The organism is Alloalcanivorax xenomutans, from assembly GCF_900217905.1.
Taxonomy (GTDB): Bacteria; Pseudomonadota; Gammaproteobacteria; order Pseudomonadales; family Alcanivoracaceae; genus Alloalcanivorax; species Alloalcanivorax xenomutans.
Genome location: NZ_OBMO01000010.1, coordinates 132,341 through 149,430 on the forward strand (window position 1 = coordinate 132,341; position 17,090 = coordinate 149,430).

The window sequence follows — 17,090 nt, forward strand, 5'->3', positions numbered from 1 at the left end:
ATGAATCACTTCGTTCCCTCATGGCCGTTCGCGCAATGCCACCACCGCGTTTCTCATGGCCTCGGCATCAACGGCCTCCGGCGCCACCGGTTCGCCGACGGCAAGTTTGACCCTTGACCAGAAGCGCCGCGGCATGCGAGTGAGGGCCGCGCCACCTTTATGACTGAAGAAACTGCCCCACAAACCGGATAATGCCATGGGCACCACCGGTACCGGGGTTTCCTTAACGATTTTTTCCATTCCGCTCTTGAATTCACCCACTTCGCCATCCGGTGTCAAGCGGCCTTCCGGGAAAATGCACACTACCTGACCATCCGCCAGTTCTTCACGTACCCGGCGGAAGGCCTGCTCATAAATGTCCGGATGTTTTTCCTTGGAAGCAATGGGAATGGTCTTGCCAGTGCGGAAAATATAATTCAGCAAAGGCATGTCGTAGATCGGCTTCGCCATCACGAAACGGATCGGCCGGCGAACCGCTCCGGCCAGCAACAGCGCATCCGTATAACTGATGTGATTGCATACCAGCAAACAAGGCCCTTCCTCGGGAATGTTTTCCAGCCCCTTGTGTTTCACCCGGTAGATGGTGTTGGTCAGCATCCATACCAGAAGGCGGATAAGGAACTCGGGCACCACGGTATAAATGTAGAGCGCCACCACCACATTGGCCAAGGCCAGCGCCAGGAAAAACTGCGGCACGGTCAGATCCAGAACTCCGACCAGAAGGATACCCGCCGCGGCCGACGCCACCATGAGCAAGGCATTAAGAATGTTATTGGCGGCGATAATACGAGCCAGATGCTTCGGATTGGAACGGTGCTGCACGAAGGCAAACAAGGGCACAATATAGAAACCGCCAAAGATACCGACGCCAAGCAAATCAGCCATGATTCGATAGCCACCGGGCTGTTGCAAAAATTCCGCGATGGATAGCTGGCCGCTCAGATTCAATGAGGCATAAGAGAAAAACAAATCAATGCCGAACACGCTGATACCAATGGAGCCCAACGGAACCAGCCCCAGCTCCACCCGCTTTCCGGATGCTTTCTCACAGAAAAATGAGCCCAGGCCAATGCCGATGGAAAAGGTGGCCAACAACAACGCGTACAGCCCCTCGGTCCCCATCAGGTAGTCATCCACATACACCTTCAACTGCGTGGTGTAGGCGGCACCAAGGAACCAGAACCAGGAAATACCCAGCACCGACATCCATACCGATTTCACCTCCCGGGCGTAACCGACAATGTGCCAGGTTTCCTTCCACAAATTCCAGTTCAGACGCAGGCCCGGGTCCGCCGCCGGCGCTTTGGGAATACCCAGGGAGCAAAGAAAACCCAGCACCGCCAGACCGATCACCGCGGTGCTGATCACCAGCGGCGTATTACCGCCCATTTTCAGCATCACACCGGATACCGAGCCCAGCAGAATCGCCAGAAAGGTGCCCATTTCCACCAGTGCGTTACCTCTCACCAGCTCTTCGTTGGGCAGATGCTGAGGGATGATCGAGTACTTGATCGGCCCGAAAAAAGTGGATTGCAACCCCATGAAGAACAGCAGCACCAACAGGCCGTAAACCGCGTCGAAGTAAAACCCCAGCGCGGCGCAGCTCATGATCACGATCTCCGCGAATTTGATCCAGCGGATCAGACGGGCGCGATCAAACTTGTCGGCGATCTGACCGGCCAGGGCGGAGAACAGAAAGAACGGGACGATGAACAACGCCAGCGCCACATTATTCAGAGTATTGACTTCCGCTCCCACGACCACGCCGGAGGCGATCAGAAGTATCAGCCCCTGACGAAAGACATTGTCGTTGAAAGCGCCAAGAAACTGGGTACCGAAAAAAGGCCCGAACCGGCGTTTGAACAATAAGGAAAACACGCTCTTTCCCATTTATTTTTCTCCTTCCCTGGCGCATGACGACAGATAGTGGTCGAGCAGCGACTCCAGCATCGCTTCCGGTGCCACGTCGCCGGCCACATTCAGTTTGTTTTCCACATGCAGCAAACAAATTCCGTGCACGCTTCCCCACAGTGTTCTTGCCATTACCTGCCTTTGCCGTTGATCCGCCGCCGGCACCCAGTCCTTCAACTGAACTTCCACTTGCTCGAACATGTGCCGGGTACGATCGACATACCAGTCCGGCACCGGGGCCTGGTTCGCCATGCGATGGCTGAACACCAACTGCCACAGGGCGGTGTGCTCCCGGGCCAGGCGCAAGTATTCAAACGCCATGGCTTTCAGTACCGCCATCGGATCACCATGGCCGGCGGCCCGGTCAATACGGGCATTCAGCGCATCCAGAGTCTGGGCATTCAGATGCAGAATCAGATCATCCAGATTGACGAACAGGTGGTAAAGCATGCCAGGGGTATAGCCGAGCTTCCCGGCGATCTGGCGAACACTGAAATTATCCACCCCTTCCCGTTCCACCAGATCCGCCAGCGCCTCGATGGCCATGGCCCTGAGTTCTTCCTTGCTGTGCTGATTACGCCTCGCCATTTCACCACTTCCCCTTAAACGCCGTTCAGTTGGACCAGGATGCAACATTAATGAACGGCGTTCAATACCGTGGTGCGATTACCTCTCCCCGCCTTCTTCTGGTGGCGCCCCCGGCCGACGGCCTATGGGGCGCGCCGGGTTGCCCGCCACCACGCTCCAGGGGGGCACATCCCGGGTTACCACCGCCCCCATCGCTACCACCGCGTGGTCACCAACGGTAACACCATCGACGATGCCGCAGCGGGCACCCAGCCAAACATCCCTGCCAATACGAATCCCCCGGGATGTCACCGGCTGCTCACGGATCAGGCCGCCGGCTTCCCTGCCATGATTGAAGGCATAAAGAGTGGCGTAGGCGGCAATGCGGGAGTGATCGCCGATTTCGATACCGGCGGCCCCGCCTTCCAGGGTGGCATGATGGTTAATGCTGACATGGGCCCCGAGCCGGATCGGTCCATGCAGCACTGAGAGCCTGTTTACGATCTATTCACCGCCGCGCCGGAGTGCATTTTTTCGTCAGAGCGTGATTTCGATTGTGCAGTGTAGCCCGTCTACATAAACAAGCGTAATCACGCCCTGGCGGAAAAAGGGGCCCGGCCCTTCGGGTTGCGCTGGAAAAGCCGCCAGAGGACGCTGTGGCCTTTGACTTTGGAACCACCAGAGCCTGCAGCCCCCAACGCCCTCTGGCGGCTTTTCCAGCAGCAACGCGGTGGCGAATAGATCGTAAACAGGCTCTGAGTCGGCGGCGATGTGGCTGTGATCGCCGACACGAATATCGCGGCCCGGCTCGGCGAACAGGCGCGCCTGCGGTGCGACAAAACAGTGCTCCCCGAAGCGCACCGTTTCGAGGCGCTCCAGTTCCTCTTGCACCTTTTTCTGCCAGGGCTCCGCCCAAGCCCGGTGCCGCGGCTTGAGCCGGGGATACAGCCAGGGCATATACGCCAGGCGCAGTTTGTGTTGTTCGCGGTAGGAATCGCTCATGGCCTTGGTGAAGAAGCACGGAGGACCGGCATCCTACACCAAGCGCCCGCCGCTGACCGCCAGCTTGCCTAGGCGGCGCAAAGATCCTGTACCAGTTGTCCGAATCGGCTCAATACTTCATTGGCACCAGGGCATTCCCGGACTTCGGACATGGCGTCCGCGGCACGCTGGTCACTGATACTCCGTCCACGCAAGGCTTGCAGGTAGGCCCTGGTAATATCGGCGTTGAATTCCGGATGAAACTGACAACCCCACACCCGTTGCCGATAGCGGAACGCTTGGCAGGCGTCATGGCCATTACTGGCCAGCACCGACACTTCCGGCGGCGCCACCAGCACCGATTGCTGATGCACCATCTGCCCCCAGGGCTGCTCGCAAAGTCCGGCGAACAGGGGATCCCTGGCCGCTTCCGATGCCATTCTCAACGCCACCGTGCCCACCTCCATGCCCTGTGGGTGATCTCCCACCTCACCACCGAGCAGTTTCGCCAGCAGCTGATGGCCAAAACAGATCCCCAACACCGGCAGCGCCGCCGGATGGGTGATGACGTCATCCAGCCAATCGGTCAGGCGCACCATCCAGGGCGCCTGCTCCGTGACCATGGCATGGGAGCCGGTAATAACCACCGCCGCGATACGGTCCGGCGACGGTAACGGCACCGGCTCGCGCACATCGCATACCTGCACGGCACAGCGATCACCGAGACCCCGCGCGATCCAGTCCTCGAAGTCCCCGTAATGCTCGATCAATTCGGGGTAGGTGCTGCCGGCCTTTATAATCAACACCGGTTTCATGGGAGCCTCCTTCACCAGTCCCTGGGTTGCGTTCCCCAGTGCCTCAGCAAAGCTCATACCAGCTCTGACGCCACCGTTGTAAAAGTTTTCAATTTAGGGCCTGTTCCCCCTATTTGCATCCAGCAGGCGGGATGCAAATAGGGGGAACAGGCCCTAGGCCGGATTTTCACCCGTCCGCCAGCTGCCGGTGACGCGGACAGCTGATCAGATGGTCGTTCACCAAGCCGGCGGCCTGCATGAAGGCGTACATAATGGTGGGGCCGACGAAACGAAAGCCTTTTTTCTTCAGTTCCCGGCTCATGGCTTCGGCGGTGGGGGTAACCGCCGGCACGTCGGACAGCGACCGGTGGCGGTTTACCCGGGGTGTGCCATCAACAAAGCCCCACAGCAGGGCATCCAGGGTCTGGCCTGCCTCACGCAGGTCCAGATACGCCTGGGCATTACTCACCGCCGCCTTCATTTTCAACCGGTTGCGGATCAGTCCCGCATCCTGCAGCAGTTGTTCCAGCTTACGGTCGTCATAGCGGGCGATCTTTTCCGGGTCGAAGTCATCCAGGGCGCGCCGGTAGTTCTCGCGCTTGCGCAACACCGTGATCCAACTGAGGCCGGCCTGCGCGCCTTCCAGAAGCAGGAATTCAAACAATCGGCGATCATCGTGTTCCGGTACCCCCCACTCCTGATCGTGGTAGGCCACGTACAGGGGGTCGGTACCGCACCAGGGGCATCGTTCCATGGGCGATCTCGGTGAAAGACGGGAATGTCGGGTTCCGGGCCACGGTATCACCGGCCCCTGGGGAACGCTATACTTGCGGTCTTCGTTTCACGAGCCCGTCTCTCTCCCTCCCGAACACGGGGCCAGCGCCACCGTGGAGGGCATGGCATCGCCGCCAGGAGCACGGGCTCGCACCGGTGCACCAGCGGAATAACAGGAAGCGACATGGCGGATCAACCGCAAGCGGACGTGATGACCTTTCAGGGCCTGATCCTGGCCCTGCAACAGTATTGGGCCGAGCAAGGCTGCGTGGTCGTGCAGCCTTTGGATATGGAAGTGGGCGCGGGGACTTTCCACCCCTCCACCTTCCTGCGCGCCATCGGCCCGGAAAACTGGAACAGCGCCTATGTGCAGCCGTCCCGGCGGCCCACCGACGGCCGTTACGGGGAAAACCCCAATCGGCTGCAGCACTATTACCAGTTCCAGGTGGTCCTCAAACCGTCCCCGGACAACATCCAGGAATTGTATCTGGGCTCCCTGCGCCTGCTCGGCTTCGATCCGCTGGTGCATGATATCCGCTTCGTCGAGGACAACTGGGAATCCCCCACGCTTGGCGCCTGGGGGTTGGGCTGGGAAGTGTGGCTCAATGGCATGGAAGTGACTCAGTTCACCTACTTCCAGCAGGTCGGTGGCATCGACTGCTACCCGGTCACCGGTGAGATCACCTATGGCCTGGAGCGCCTGGCCATGTACATTCAGGGCGTGGATTCGGTGTACGACCTGGTCTGGTCCGATGGTCCTTTCGGCAAGGTCAGTTACGGCGACGTTTATCTGCAAAACGAAGTGGAGATGTCCACCTTCAACTTCGAGCACGCCAACGTCGAGGAACTGTTCAAACAGTTCGACCTGTTTGAAGCCGAATCCACCAAGCTGATCGGCGCGGGTCTGCCGCTGCCCGCCTACGAGTACGCTCTCAAGGCTTCTCATACTTTTAACCTGCTGGACGCGCGCAAGGCCATCTCGGTGACCGAACGTCAGCGCTTCATTCTGCGTGTACGCACCCTGGCCCGGGCCGTGGCCCAGGCCTACTTCGACGCCCGCCGTAAACTGGGCTTCCCCATGGCCGATCCAGCCATCCGTGAGGAAGTGGAAGCGGAGCTGGCAAAGCAGGATGAGAAGGCGGCAGGAAACGCGGCCGCCGGGAAAGGCAATAAAAAGAAGGGGAAGAAATAATGTCCCGGGATTTACTGATCGAGCTGGGCACCGAGGAACTGCCCCCGAAGGCGCTGCCGACCCTGAGCGCGGCGCTCACCGAGGAGTTCGTACGGCAACTGGACGAGGCCGGGCTGCAACACGGTGAGGTGGAAAGCTTCGCCGCGCCACGCCGGCTGGCGGTGCTGGTCCGTGACCTGGACGAAAAACAGGCCGACCGTGATATCGAGCGTCAGGGCCCGGCGGTACAGGCGGCATTCGATGCCGAAGGCAATCCGACCAAGGCCGCCCAGGGCTTCGCCGCTTCCCTGGGGCTGACCGTGGACCAGTTGGACCGCCAGGACACCGGCAAAGGGGAACGCCTGATTGCCCGTATCACCGAAGAGGGCAAGGCCACCACCGAGCTGGTTCCGGCATTCTTCGCCCAGGCGATCCAGAAGCTGCCGATTCCCAAGCGCATGCGCTGGGGCAGCCGCAAAGTACAGTTCGTGCGCCCGGCACATTGGCTGGTGGCATTGTTCGGCGACGAGGTCGTACCGTTCGAACTGCTGGATCTGCAATCCGGCCGCACCAGCTATGGCCACCGCTTCCACGCGCCGGGAGCCATTGAGCTGAGCCAGGCCGGTGAATACGCCGGGCGCCTGGAAAATGAAGGGCATGTGATCGCCGATTTCGACCGCCGCAAGGCGATGATCGAAGAGCAGACGATCACCGCGGGCAAGCAGGCCGGCGGTACCGCGCGGATCAATCCCGATTTGCTTGACGAAGTAACCGCCCTGGTGGAATGGCCGGTGGCGCTGACCGGCGGCTTTGATGAGGACTTCCTGCGCGTGCCCCAGGAAGCGCTGATCAGCGCCATGGAAGAGCACCAGAAATATTTTTCCGTGCTCGACGCCGATGGCAAGCTGATGCCGAAATTCATCACCATCAGCAACATCGAGTCCAAGGACCCGGCCCAGGTGATCGCCGGTAACGAGAAGGTGATTCGGCCGCGGCTGGCCGACGCCGCCTTCTTCTATGATAACGACTGCAAGAAGACCCTGGCGCAACACGCCGAGGGACTGGCCCAGGTGGTGTTCCAGCAGCAGCTGGGGACGGTGGCCGACAAGTGCCAGCGTATCGGGGCCCTGGCGGCCGTGATCGCCGAACAAACCGGCGGCGACAGCGCGCACGCCAGACTGGCGGGGGAACTCAGCAAGGCCGACCTCAATAGCGAAATGGTGTACGAGTTCGACACCATGCAGGGCATCATGGGCTATTACCTTGCCCAGTGTGAAGGCCAGCCCGAGGACGTGGCCGAAGCGCTGTACGAGCAATACCTGCCCCGTTTCGCCGGCGACAAGCTGCCACAAAGCAAGACCGGCATGGCGGTTTCCCTGGCCGACAAGATCGATACGCTGGTGGGGATCTTCGGTATCGGCCAGAAGCCCAGCGGTACCAAGGACCCCTATGCACTGCGGCGGGCCACTCTCGGTGTGCTGCGCATCATCATCGAAAACCAGCTGGAACTGGATCTGCGCGACCTGCTGGATCAGGCCGCCACCCAGCTTGGTGATCGCATCGACGCCGCTCAGGTCGACGAAGCCTTCGATTTTATTAAGGGCCGTTACCGCGCCATGTATCAGGAACAGGGCATCGCCACACCGGTGATCCTGTCGGTGCTGGCCATCGAGGACGCCTGCCGCAAACCGCTGGATTTCGATCGCCGGGTGAAAGCCGTGGCCGCGTTCCAGCAGCGGGAGGAAGCTCAGGCTCTGGCCGCGGCCAACAAGCGGGTCTCCAATATTCTGGCCAAGCTGGAACAAGCCCCGCCGGAAGAAATCGATGGCGCACTGTTGGAAGACGAAGCGGAACAGGAACTCACCAATCTGGTGGTGGCCGCCTACGAACAGTCCGAGCCGCTGCTGGAGCAGGGCGACTACCAAGCGGTGCTGGAACTGCTGGCGGAGCTGCGTGCCCCGGTGGACGCCTTCTTCGAAAGCGTGATGGTGATGGCCGAGGACCCGGCGGTTCGTGACAACCGCCTGGCCCTGCTGAGTTTCCTGCGCGATCTGTTCCTTAACGTGGCCGATATCAGCCTGTTGCAGGAGTAGGCGCGGCGTTGCCCAGATAGGCGTTGGCGAGATCCACGTTCGCGCGGATCTCGTCAGCCGTCCCTTGCGCCACCACACGTCCACCTTCGATCACGTAGGCGCGATCCGCCAAAGCCAATGCCAGTGCCGCCATCTGATCCACCAGCAAGATGGTCATGTCCTCCCGGCGCAGCTGATCCAGCACCTCGAACAACTCGGCGATGATTTTCGGCGCCAGTCCGAGGGACGGCTCATCCAATAGCAACACCCTTGGCTTTGCCATCAAACCCCGGGCCAGCGCCAGCATTTGCTGCTCCCCTCCGGAGAGCAGCCCGGCACGCTGATGTTGGCGCTCGCGCAGACGAGGGAACCGCTCCAGCATACCTTGCACGCGGGCTTCACGGTCCTCAGCGTGAAGGAAGCCGCCAAGGCGAATGTTATCCAGCACCGACAACTCGGGGAAAACCTGTCGGCCTTCTGGCACCAACACCACCCCCCGGCCGGCAATTTTCTCCGCCGGCATGGTGTTGAGCACCTCGCCTCTGAGATGCACGCCGCCGCTCTGGGCAGGATGCAAACCGCTGAGCACCCGCATCAAGGTGGATTTGCCGGCGCCGTTGGCCCCCAACAACGCCACCATTTCACCCTGGCGGATTTTGAGATTGATGCCGTGTAACACCGGCTCGGCGCCGTATCCCGCTACCAGACGGCTGACGCCGAGCAGCTCGGGACCTTGTGGAGGATGGCGGCTTGCCGAGGCCGGCAGATCCCCGCTGTCACCGAGATAGGCTTTGCGGACTTCCGGATTGGCCTGCACCTCGGCGGCGGCGCCCGCGGCCAACAAGGTACCGGTATCCAGAACAATGATCTGGTCGGATACCGACATCACCAGCTCCATGTCGTGCTCCACCACCAGGACCGCGATACCGGCGGCCGCGACCGCTTTGAGCAGGTCCCCCAACCGGTCGGTATCTTCCCGCGACAAACCGGCGGCGGGCTCATCCAGTAACAGCACTTCCGGATCCAGCGCCAATGCCCGGGCGATTTCCACCAGGCGCCGGTCCACATGCGGCAGTTGTGAAGCGGGCAGGGCGGGATCGCCGAGATAGCCACAGAACGACAGCAGGGCGCGTGCCCGCTGGCGTACCATCCGGGAACGGAAAGGCCCGCCAGCGAGCACCGTTCCCAAATGACCCCGGCAGGCTGCCAAAGCGACGTTGTCCTCCACTGAGAGTGAATCGAACAGCTGCGACGTTTGGTAGGTTCTTGCCACCCCACGGCGGGCGATGCGCCACGCCCCCTCGGTTTGCAGAGCGGCATCGGTCAGAGAAAAGCCACCGTCCGTGGGCCGGTAAAACCCGCTGAGCATATTCAACACCGTGGTTTTGCCGGCGCCATTGGGGCCAATCAGACTGCTCACCGCCGCCGCCGGCAAATCCATATTCAGGCCGCTGACCGCTTTGACGCCGCCGAAGGTCATGCTCAGCCCCCGCACTTTCAAACCATGACGAGGGCGCGCATCCAGCACGGGGGCGGCATCATCACTGGGAAGCGGGCTGGTGGCGCCGTTCCCGGCACGCCGGCCCATCCAGGCCGTCAGCCAGCCCATCAAACCATTGGGCGCCACCAACAAGACCACCAGCAACAGGCCACCAAAGAACAGCAAGCGATGGGACTCCAGGGACGCCAGCAGTTCCGGCAGCACCCCGAGAATAATGGCGCCAATCACCGGCCCGGCGATGAACCCCGCGCCACCAATGATCACCACCAGTACGAACAGAATGGATTGCATGAAACTGAAAGTATCCGGCGTTACAAAGCCGGACAGAGGCGCGAACAGCCCTCCGGCCAACCCGGCCATCAGCGCCGACAGCGCGAAGGCCATGGTTTTTGCCGCCAGTGGATTGATACCGACGGATTCCGCCGCCACCTCGCTGTCCTTGACCGCCCGCATGGCCGCGCCCCAGGTGCCGCGGGCAATCAGAGCATAAACCAGCAACATCGCCGCCGCCGTCAGCACGGCGAGCACAGCAATGTTCTGCTCGGGGCTCCAGGCCTGATGAAGCGAGGGCGCCATAACCCCCATGATGCCGTTCTGACCACCGGTGACATGTTCCATTTCAATGACGGCGTGCTGAACGATAAAGCTGAAGGCGATGGTGATCATCGCCAGATAAGGCCCCTTGGCCCGTAATGCCGGCAACGCCACCAGAGCCCCGGCAATGCCGGAAAACAGCGCTCCCGCCAGCCAGGCCGGCCAGAACGACCAGCCCGCCTGTGTGGTGAGCACCGCCACTGTGTAGGCGCCAATGGCGTAGAACCCCACGTGACCAAAGGAAATCTGTCCACTCAAACCCAACAGAATGTTCAGGCCGACGCCGACAATGGTGATCAGCGCCACATTGGCCAGCACGAACACGTAATAGCTGTTCAAGGAGAAAGTGCACACCAGGGCCACCGCCACCAGGGCAGCCAGCATAATCAAGTGCGGGTACTTCATACTTTCTTCACCGCGGCGCGCCCGAACAAGCCGTTGGGACGCAGCGCCAACGCCACGATCACCAAGGCAAAGGTAATGATGTGGGTGTAGCCGGATCCCAGCGTCACCGTGATCAGGCTCTCCGCCACACCGAACAACAGCCCGGCCATCACCACGCCCCAAGGGCTGGTGATGCCGCCGAGAATGGCCACTGAAAAGGCCTTCAACCCGAACAAGGTGCCCATGTCGGAATTCACATTGGCAAGGGGCGCGATCAGCATACCCGCCACCCCCGCCAGCAAGGTGGACAGGGCGAACGCGCCGGCAATAGCCCGGCCAATGGGAATCCCCATCAGACGCGCCGCATCCTTGTTCTGTTCAGTGGCCAGCAGCGCCGTGCCCCAACGGGTATGGCGCGCCACCCAGTGCAGCACCAGCGCCAGCGACAGTCCCACCACTGGAATGATCAATTGCAACGGATACACCGCCAGATTCACCCCCGCCACCTCCAGCGGCGTAATCGCCAGTGAGGAGGGCAGGCTGCGCGGTTCACGACCGAAGGTGTGCATGACCAGGTTATCCAGCACGATGCCCAAAGCCACGGTGGACATCAGCCAGGCATCGGAGCCGCGCCGGGTAAACGGCCGTACCGCGAGAAACTCCACCACCAGACCGTAGAGCGCGCAGCACAGCAGCGCCATTGCCACCGCCGGCACCAGCGGCCATTGCAGGGTCTGGGAAAAAGTGAAGCACAACACCGCGCCGAGCATCATGGAGCTGCCCTGAGCGAAGTTGACCGTCCCCGATACCGCATAGGTGATGTAAAAACCCAGCGCCATAAGGCCATACATGCTGCCCATGCCAAGGCCGCTGATCAGAGCCGATACCAGCTGAATATCCATGTTCGTTCCTTGCTTACCGCGACAACGCCACCGGAACGATCCGGTTGTCGATGAACCGGGCCCAGACGTAGTCATCAGCGCTCAAGGCATCGTGCACTTCAGGGGAGAAAGGTTGCTGGTAGTTCTTGATCAGGCCTTGGTACTGCTTGATCTTGAAGAAACCTTCCCGGATCGCTTCCCCTTCGGTGGAACCGGCCTCATTGATGGCCAGAGCGGCCAGATGCAGGGCGTCGTAGGCATTGGCCACCCCCACCGCCGGAGTAATGTCTTCCGGACCACTGATATCCGGATACTTCGCTTTCAGAGCGGCGATGACTTTTTCTCCCACTGGGGATTGCTCGCCGAAGAAACTGTAGGTCTGGATGAAATGCACTTCCTCTGAACCCGGCCCCGCCAGTTCGGTGAAGCGGCCACCGGCGGGCCCCCAGTGAGACACCACCGGCACTTCCCAGCCCATGCGGCGCAGGGATTTCACCACCTGAGCGGAAGGTCCGACGTTGCCGACCAGGCAGATGGTATCGACACCGGCGTCACGCAAACGGGTCAGCTGTGGCACCAGATCCACTTGATCGCCATCGAATTTCTCGCTGGCCGCCGGTTCCAGACCTTTATCCTTGAGCGCGGCCACCAGCCCTTTTTGATTGGACTCTCCCCAGGGATTGTTCACCATCATCAGGCCGAATTTCCGCGCGCCGAAATTTTTCTGCGCGTACTCCACCATGGCGATGTCAACGATCTCGTCCATCGCCGAAACCCGGAACACAAAATTGGGATTCGCACCGTTTTTGGTGATAGGCGTACCCGCGGCCCAGGGTCCCACAAAGGGCATTTTGGCCTGGTTGACCAAAGGCACGATGGCCATGGATACCGGGGTGTCCAGGCCACCGAACAAGACCGCCACCTTCTCCTTATGAATCAGTTCACGCGCCGCCACCACGCCTTTGGCGGGATTGGCCTCATCATCCCGGCGCACCAACATCAACGGTCGGCCATCGAGCACACCACCGGCGGCATTGATCTCATCAATCGCCACCTGCAAACCACGGGTGATCGATTCACCGGCCTGGGCGGACTGTCCGGACAAAGCGGTGATCAACCCGATCTTTACCGGCTCACTCGCCAAAGTACCACCGGCCATCAGGCACAGTACCAATGCGGCCCATTTCTTTACTGCACGAAGCATGGCTTCCCCCTTTTGCTGAGTTAGGGCTGTTCCGCCCGACACCGGTAACAACGCAAAGGGCATGCCATTTTACTCGCCGCTCAGGTTGGGCATGCATATTGCTTTATTTTTTGTCGTCACCTAAGTCATTAATTGACGACAAAAAACAAGGAAGAATGGCGACGATACATGAGGCCCGAAGCGGCCGACATCGTGTCATTCAAGCCGTCGAATTACCGCTGAACACAGGCCATGCCTGCGCAAAAAGAGGGAGAAAATATGACCGACGCACCAAACTGGGACAAAGAGATTCAGCATCTCGATCTTTCCGATCCTGCCGGGCTCGTGGACGCCTACCTGATTATCCTGATGAAACCGGATCCGGACAGCGCCCGACGCTTCGTTTCCCCGGAACTGAGCATTCGCTTCACCGGCAACCGCCCGATGACCGACCCAATGGACACCACCGCCTTCAACAAAGGACGTTATGCCTGGGTAAAAAAACGCTTTGAAGCCACCGAGGTGATGAGCGGCGGTACGTTACAGTACGCGGTGGTTTACAACCGGGGCACGCTCTATGGGGAATGGCCGGATGGCACCCCGTTCGAAAATAATCGCTACGTGGACCGGTATGTGATTCGCGATGGGCTGATTACCGAGATGGATGTCTGGAACGACAGCGCCGAATGGCTGCTGGTACGTGCCGGCCTGGCGGAACTTTAGAACGGGACACCACCATGGATTCTGTCTTCGCTCCGCTGTCCCACCATGGTCGCTTTCCTTATTCGGCCATCACCCAACGCTGTGATTTCCACTGGCCCGGAGGAAAACGGCTGGCCGTGTACATCGGGTTCAATGTCGAGCATTTCGCTTTCGGAGAAGGGCTCGGCGCCAAACTCGGGGCAGCTTTCAACGAGCCGGACGTGCTCAACTACTCCTGGCGCGAGTACGGCAACCGGGTGGGTGCCTGGCGCTGCCTGGAACTGTTCGATCAGTTGGAAATGCCCACCGGCCTGATCGCCAACACTGCCCTGTACGATCATTGCCCCGAGCTGCTGCAGGCTTTCCAGCGTCGGGGCGATGAGGTCATCGCCCACGGCCACAGTAACGCCTATCACCAAGGCACCTTGAATGAACAGCAGGAAGCGGCACTGTTGTTGCATTGTCGGCGGCGCATCGGGAAAGAATCCGGCCAGCTCCCCACTGGCTGGCTGTCGCCGTGGATCGGGGAGTCGCATCTAACGCCGGATCTGTTGAGGGAAACCGGGTACCGCTACACCCTGAATTGGAGTCACGATGATCAGCCCGTGGCGATGCGCACCCGTAACGGCGGGCGCCTTTGGGCGGTGCCGTATCCGCAAGAGGTCAATGACATTCCAATGATCATCGCCCGCAAACTGGACGGCAGCGCGTTCGCTCAAATGATCATCGACCAGTTCGACGAGATGCTTCGGCAGTCCGGCCATCAACCACTGGTAATGGGTATCGCACTGCACCCTTATTTGGTCGGGCAGCCCTACCGACTGCGCCATCTGCGCCGGGCCCTGGAACATATACAGTGCCATCGCGAGGCGATCTGGATGACCACGCCGGGGCGAATCTGCGATCATATGGACACGATCATGCCCCCGGACCAGGAAAGGGATCAGGAAAGGGAATGAGTTCGACCTCCACCAAATCAAACGGCCGCGGGCGTCCCAAGGTACGGCCGCCGGTACTCGGTGACCGCAAGCCAACGGCTCGGGCCTCCGCGGCGGAAAAGGAACAGGACATCTACGACGCCATCGTCGCCAGTGTCATGGGGCAAAGATTGAAACCCGGCACCAAGCTGCCGGAACTGGCACTGTGCGAACTATTCGGAGTCGGCCGGTCACTGGTGCAGAAGGTACTGCAAAGGCTGGCCCACGACCACGTGGTACAGCTTCGCCCCAATCGTGGCGCCATTGTTGCCATGCCGTCACCGGAAGAAGTAGGCCAGTTGTTCGAGGCCCGCCGTGCCCTGGAAGCCTCGGTGCTACCATTAGTGGCTGAGCGCGCGACCCGTACCGACTATGCCTCTCTGCGGCGGCAACTGCGTGAAGAGCACAAGGCCATGCATCGTTACGCACAGACCCAATGGGCGGGTCTTGCCAGTGCCTTCCATCTACGCCTGGGGGAACTGTCCGGCAACCCGATCCTCTATCGCTATCTCTCGGAGATCATTTCCCGCTGTTCGCTGGTGGTGGCGTTATTTCAGCCTCCGGGCAACGCCACCTGCGAGCATGAGGAGCATGTGCGGGTAGTGGATTACCTGGAACAGGGCAATGTCCGCGCCGCACAAAGGGAAATGAAGCGACATCTCATCGATCTGGAACACCATATTCGTCTGGTGGAAGAAAGCACGGATCAGAGTCTGGCGGACATACTCGGCCTGGCCACGGAGTAATCCTCCTTCACATACCTTGTCGCTACGCCGGGAGCTTTCTACACTGGGGCCCTTTTATGGGTAGGCCTCAATGACCAACAAGTTAATCATTCTCGACCGGGACGGCGTTATCAATGAAGATTCCGACGCCTACATCAAAGCTCCCGGAGAGTGGATTCCGATCGCCGGCAGTGCCGAGGCCATTGCTCGTCTGAATCGCGCCGGCTATCGCGTGGTGGTCGCCACCAACCAATCCGGGGTAGCGCGAGGCTATTACGATTTGATCACCCTGGAGGCCATTCATCAGCGCATGACGGCCTATCTGGCCGGCCTCGGCGCCCATTTGGACGGCATCTACTTTTGTCCCCATGGTCCCAATGACGGCTGCGATTGCCGCAAGCCGCTTCCCGGCCTGATCGACCAAATTGTTGCCGATTATGGCGATGTCACCTCGGTGCCTCTGGTCGGTGATAGCCTTAGGGACCTGCAGGCCGGAGTGACCCGTGGCTGCCAACCGGTACTGGTGCTCACCGGCAAGGGGCGCAGCACCCAGACAAAAGGCCTGCCTCCAGAGCTGGGCAAGGTGGAGGTTTACGACTCACTGGCCCACTTCGTCGACCATTTTCTCAAGGACACCGAATGAGCGGATTTCCGCGTAATGCCCGGGTAACCTGGAATATCCGGGTACGCAGCTTGTTGTTTTTCCTGCTCTATAACCTCGCCGGTATTATTCACAGCGTTATCTGTGTATTGATCGGCCCGTTCCTGTCTTTCAAGAAAAGGCATGTCCTAGTTAACCTCTGGACCCGATTCGCCATGTGGCTGCTGCAGTGGCTCAACGGCGTACGCTTCAAGGTTGAGGGACGGGAGCATCTGCAAGGCCAGGCAGCGGTAATTATCAGCAACCACCAGAGCAGCTGGGAAACGTTTTACCTGCAACTGTTGGTGGGGCCCCAGGCCACGGTATTGAAAAGAGAGCTGCTGTGGCTTCCCTTTTTTGGCTGGGCTTTGGCATTGCTAAAACCCATCAAAATAGATCGGGGAAAGGGCAGGGCGGCTCTGAAGGCGGTCGTGCAACAAGGAGAAGACCGTCTGCACTCCAACATACCGGTGGTTATTTATCCCGAGGGGTCACGGCAGCCACCGGGACGGATCGGACATTTCAATAGTGGCGGCGCTCTTTTGGCCAGCCGCTCAGGTTTTCCGGTGATCGCGATCAGCCATAATAGCGGTGATTGCTGGCCGGCCCGCTCCTGGCTGCGTTTACCCGGCACTATTACTCTGCGAGTGAGTCCGCCAATGGATACTCGCAATAAAGACGCTAAAACCGTTACCCGGGAGGTAAAACACTGGATTGTGACGAATTACCCGGGAGAATTGGACAAAATGGATAACGATTAATTGCGTTTCAATTGTAGAGTATTTAAAGTCCTGGCTGAGCTGATTTAACCAAGAAGGAACGCCAAGAATGACTATTAATATCGACGACCTTTCCGTCGCTGAATTGGAAAAGCTGATCAAGCAGGCGGAAAGAAAACTGGAAAAGAAACGCCGGGAAGCGGTGAAAAACGCTCAGGCGGAAATCGAGAAGATCGCCAAGGATCTCGGCGTTTCCGTTGAAGATCTTCTCGACGAGAAAACCACTGGTCGCAAGAAGGCCGCTCGCAAGACGACCACCCGCAAGAAAACCAAGGCGGCCGTTCGTAAGCCAGCCAAGATCAAATACCGTAACCCGGCGGACAGCTCTCAGACCTGGACTGGCCGCGGCAAGCGGCCTGTATGGCTACGAGAGGCGTTGGAAAAAGGCGGCAAGCTGGAAGACTACGAAGTCTGATTTATCACCAGCAGGCACCTTCTGACACGGCAAGGGCTC

The 17,090-nt window shown here is 59.9% G+C and carries 17 protein-coding genes; 8 read left to right on the forward strand and 9 right to left on the reverse strand.

Going from position 1 to position 17,090, the window contains the following annotated elements; all coding sequences use genetic code 11:
• Positions 1-18: 18 nt before the first annotated feature.
• From CRO06_RS09850 to CRO06_RS09875, 6 genes are all read right to left on the reverse strand, one after another.
• Complete coding sequence (locus CRO06_RS09850) at positions 19-1,890, reverse strand: MFS transporter (protein ID WP_055100267.1); 1,872 nt, start codon at positions 1,888-1,890, stop codon at positions 19-21.
• On the reverse strand, positions 1,891-2,499 hold the full coding sequence (locus CRO06_RS09855; protein WP_022997412.1) for a TetR/AcrR family transcriptional regulator: 609 nt from the start codon (positions 2,497-2,499) through the stop codon (positions 1,891-1,893).
• 78 nt (positions 2,500-2,577) lie between these two features.
• A complete protein-coding gene (locus tag CRO06_RS09860; RefSeq protein ID WP_244168499.1) occupies positions 2,578-2,964 on the reverse strand; it encodes an acyltransferase in 387 nt (128 codons plus the stop codon).
• A 51-nt stretch (positions 2,965-3,015) separates the two neighbouring features.
• On the reverse strand, positions 3,016-3,480 hold the full coding sequence (locus CRO06_RS20400; RefSeq protein ID WP_244902809.1) for a hypothetical protein: 465 nt from the start codon (positions 3,478-3,480) through the stop codon (positions 3,016-3,018).
• A 68-nt stretch (positions 3,481-3,548) separates the two neighbouring features.
• The gene (locus CRO06_RS09870) at positions 3,549-4,274 is read right to left on the reverse strand and encodes a glutamine amidotransferase (protein ID WP_022997410.1); all 726 of its coding nucleotides are present in this window, start codon (positions 4,272-4,274) and stop codon (positions 3,549-3,551) included.
• 166 nt (positions 4,275-4,440) lie between these two features.
• Positions 4,441-5,007, reverse strand: coding sequence for a DNA-3-methyladenine glycosylase I (locus CRO06_RS09875; protein ID WP_022997409.1), 567 nt, complete (start codon positions 5,005-5,007; stop codon positions 4,441-4,443).
• Positions 5,008-5,211: 204 nt separating this feature from the next.
• Here CRO06_RS09875 and glyQ point away from each other — a divergent pair, with 204 nt between their 5' ends.
• Positions 5,212-6,219, forward strand: a complete 1,008-nt coding sequence (gene glyQ / locus CRO06_RS09880) for a glycine--tRNA ligase subunit alpha (protein ID WP_022997408.1) — start codon at positions 5,212-5,214, stop codon at positions 6,217-6,219.
• A complete protein-coding gene (glyS, locus tag CRO06_RS09885; protein WP_097058346.1) occupies positions 6,219-8,291 on the forward strand; it encodes a glycine--tRNA ligase subunit beta in 2,073 nt (690 codons plus the stop codon). Before glyQ ends, glyS begins: the two co-directional genes overlap by 1 nt.
• On the opposite strand, the gene CRO06_RS09890 is transcribed toward glyS, so the two are convergent.
• Genes CRO06_RS09890 through CRO06_RS09900 form a run of 3 tightly spaced genes read right to left on the reverse strand, consistent with a single transcriptional unit; the run spans position 8,272 to position 12,834 of the window.
• On the reverse strand, positions 8,272-10,770 hold the full coding sequence (locus CRO06_RS09890) for a branched-chain amino acid ABC transporter ATP-binding protein/permease (RefSeq protein ID WP_097058347.1): 2,499 nt from the start codon (positions 10,768-10,770) through the stop codon (positions 8,272-8,274). The genes glyS and CRO06_RS09890 overlap by 20 nt on opposite strands.
• Positions 10,767-11,651, reverse strand: a complete 885-nt coding sequence (locus tag CRO06_RS09895; RefSeq protein ID WP_022997405.1) for a branched-chain amino acid ABC transporter permease — start codon at positions 11,649-11,651, stop codon at positions 10,767-10,769. Before CRO06_RS09895 ends, CRO06_RS09890 begins: the two co-directional genes overlap by 4 nt.
• 13 nt (positions 11,652-11,664) lie before the next feature.
• Positions 11,665-12,834 (reverse strand): ABC transporter substrate-binding protein, encoded by a 1,170-nt coding sequence (locus tag CRO06_RS09900; protein WP_022997404.1) that lies wholly within the window; start codon positions 12,832-12,834, stop codon positions 11,665-11,667.
• 258 nt (positions 12,835-13,092) lie between these two features.
• On the opposite strand from CRO06_RS09900, the gene CRO06_RS09905 reads away from it, so the two are divergent.
• The 6 genes from CRO06_RS09905 to CRO06_RS09930 all read left to right on the forward strand — a co-directional run bounded on the left by CRO06_RS09905 (position 13,093) and on the right by CRO06_RS09930 (position 17,051).
• Complete coding sequence (locus CRO06_RS09905; protein ID WP_022997403.1) at positions 13,093-13,536, forward strand: nuclear transport factor 2-like protein; 444 nt, start codon at positions 13,093-13,095, stop codon at positions 13,534-13,536.
• Positions 13,537-13,550: 14 nt separating this feature from the next.
• Positions 13,551-14,474: a polysaccharide deacetylase family protein gene (locus CRO06_RS09910; protein WP_097058348.1), complete on the forward strand. Its 924-nt coding sequence runs from the start codon at positions 13,551-13,553 to the stop codon at positions 14,472-14,474.
• Positions 14,471-15,238: a GntR family transcriptional regulator gene (locus CRO06_RS09915; RefSeq protein WP_022997401.1), complete on the forward strand. Its 768-nt coding sequence runs from the start codon at positions 14,471-14,473 to the stop codon at positions 15,236-15,238. Before CRO06_RS09910 ends, CRO06_RS09915 begins: the two co-directional genes overlap by 4 nt.
• Positions 15,239-15,308: 70 nt before the next feature.
• Positions 15,309-15,860, forward strand: coding sequence for a D-glycero-beta-D-manno-heptose 1,7-bisphosphate 7-phosphatase (gene gmhB / locus CRO06_RS09920; protein WP_022997400.1), 552 nt, complete (start codon positions 15,309-15,311; stop codon positions 15,858-15,860).
• A complete protein-coding gene (locus CRO06_RS09925) occupies positions 15,857-16,618 on the forward strand; it encodes a lysophospholipid acyltransferase family protein (RefSeq protein ID WP_097058349.1) in 762 nt (253 codons plus the stop codon). The genes gmhB and CRO06_RS09925 overlap by 4 nt, the downstream gene beginning before the upstream one ends.
• Positions 16,619-16,685: 67 nt before the next feature.
• On the forward strand, positions 16,686-17,051 hold the full coding sequence (locus CRO06_RS09930; protein WP_022997398.1) for an H-NS histone family protein: 366 nt from the start codon (positions 16,686-16,688) through the stop codon (positions 17,049-17,051).
• Positions 17,052-17,090 lie beyond the last annotated feature (39 nt).

What these genes read in the sequence shown, in the direction of transcription:
- CRO06_RS09850 (WP_055100267.1), bottom strand. Translation starts at nt 1,890, where the DNA reads ATGGGAAAGAGCGTGTTTTCCTTATTGTTCAAACGCCGGTTCGGGCCT.
- CRO06_RS09855 (WP_022997412.1), bottom strand. Translation starts at nt 2,499, where the DNA reads ATGGCGAGGCGTAATCAGCACAGCAAGGAAGAACTCAGGGCCATGGCC.
- CRO06_RS20400 (WP_244902809.1), bottom strand. Translation starts at nt 3,480, where the DNA reads ATGAGCGATTCCTACCGCGAACAACACAAACTGCGCCTGGCGTATATG.
- CRO06_RS09870 (WP_022997410.1), bottom strand. Translation starts at nt 4,274, where the DNA reads ATGAAACCGGTGTTGATTATAAAGGCCGGCAGCACCTACCCCGAATTG.
- CRO06_RS09875 (WP_022997409.1), bottom strand. Translation starts at nt 5,007, where the DNA reads ATGGAACGATGCCCCTGGTGCGGTACCGACCCCCTGTACGTGGCCTAC.
- glyQ (WP_022997408.1), top strand. Translation starts at nt 5,212, where the DNA reads ATGGCGGATCAACCGCAAGCGGACGTGATGACCTTTCAGGGCCTGATC.
- glyS (WP_097058346.1), top strand. Translation starts at nt 6,219, where the DNA reads ATGTCCCGGGATTTACTGATCGAGCTGGGCACCGAGGAACTGCCCCCG.
- CRO06_RS09890 (WP_097058347.1), bottom strand. Translation starts at nt 10,770, where the DNA reads ATGAAGTACCCGCACTTGATTATGCTGGCTGCCCTGGTGGCGGTGGCC.
- CRO06_RS09895 (WP_022997405.1), bottom strand. Translation starts at nt 11,651, where the DNA reads ATGGATATTCAGCTGGTATCGGCTCTGATCAGCGGCCTTGGCATGGGC.
- CRO06_RS09900 (WP_022997404.1), bottom strand. Translation starts at nt 12,834, where the DNA reads ATGCTTCGTGCAGTAAAGAAATGGGCCGCATTGGTACTGTGCCTGATG.
- CRO06_RS09905 (WP_022997403.1), top strand. Translation starts at nt 13,093, where the DNA reads ATGACCGACGCACCAAACTGGGACAAAGAGATTCAGCATCTCGATCTT.
- CRO06_RS09910 (WP_097058348.1), top strand. Translation starts at nt 13,551, where the DNA reads ATGGATTCTGTCTTCGCTCCGCTGTCCCACCATGGTCGCTTTCCTTAT.
- CRO06_RS09915 (WP_022997401.1), top strand. Translation starts at nt 14,471, where the DNA reads ATGAGTTCGACCTCCACCAAATCAAACGGCCGCGGGCGTCCCAAGGTA.
- gmhB (WP_022997400.1), top strand. Translation starts at nt 15,309, where the DNA reads ATGACCAACAAGTTAATCATTCTCGACCGGGACGGCGTTATCAATGAA.
- CRO06_RS09925 (WP_097058349.1), top strand. Translation starts at nt 15,857, where the DNA reads ATGAGCGGATTTCCGCGTAATGCCCGGGTAACCTGGAATATCCGGGTA.
- CRO06_RS09930 (WP_022997398.1), top strand. Translation starts at nt 16,686, where the DNA reads ATGACTATTAATATCGACGACCTTTCCGTCGCTGAATTGGAAAAGCTG.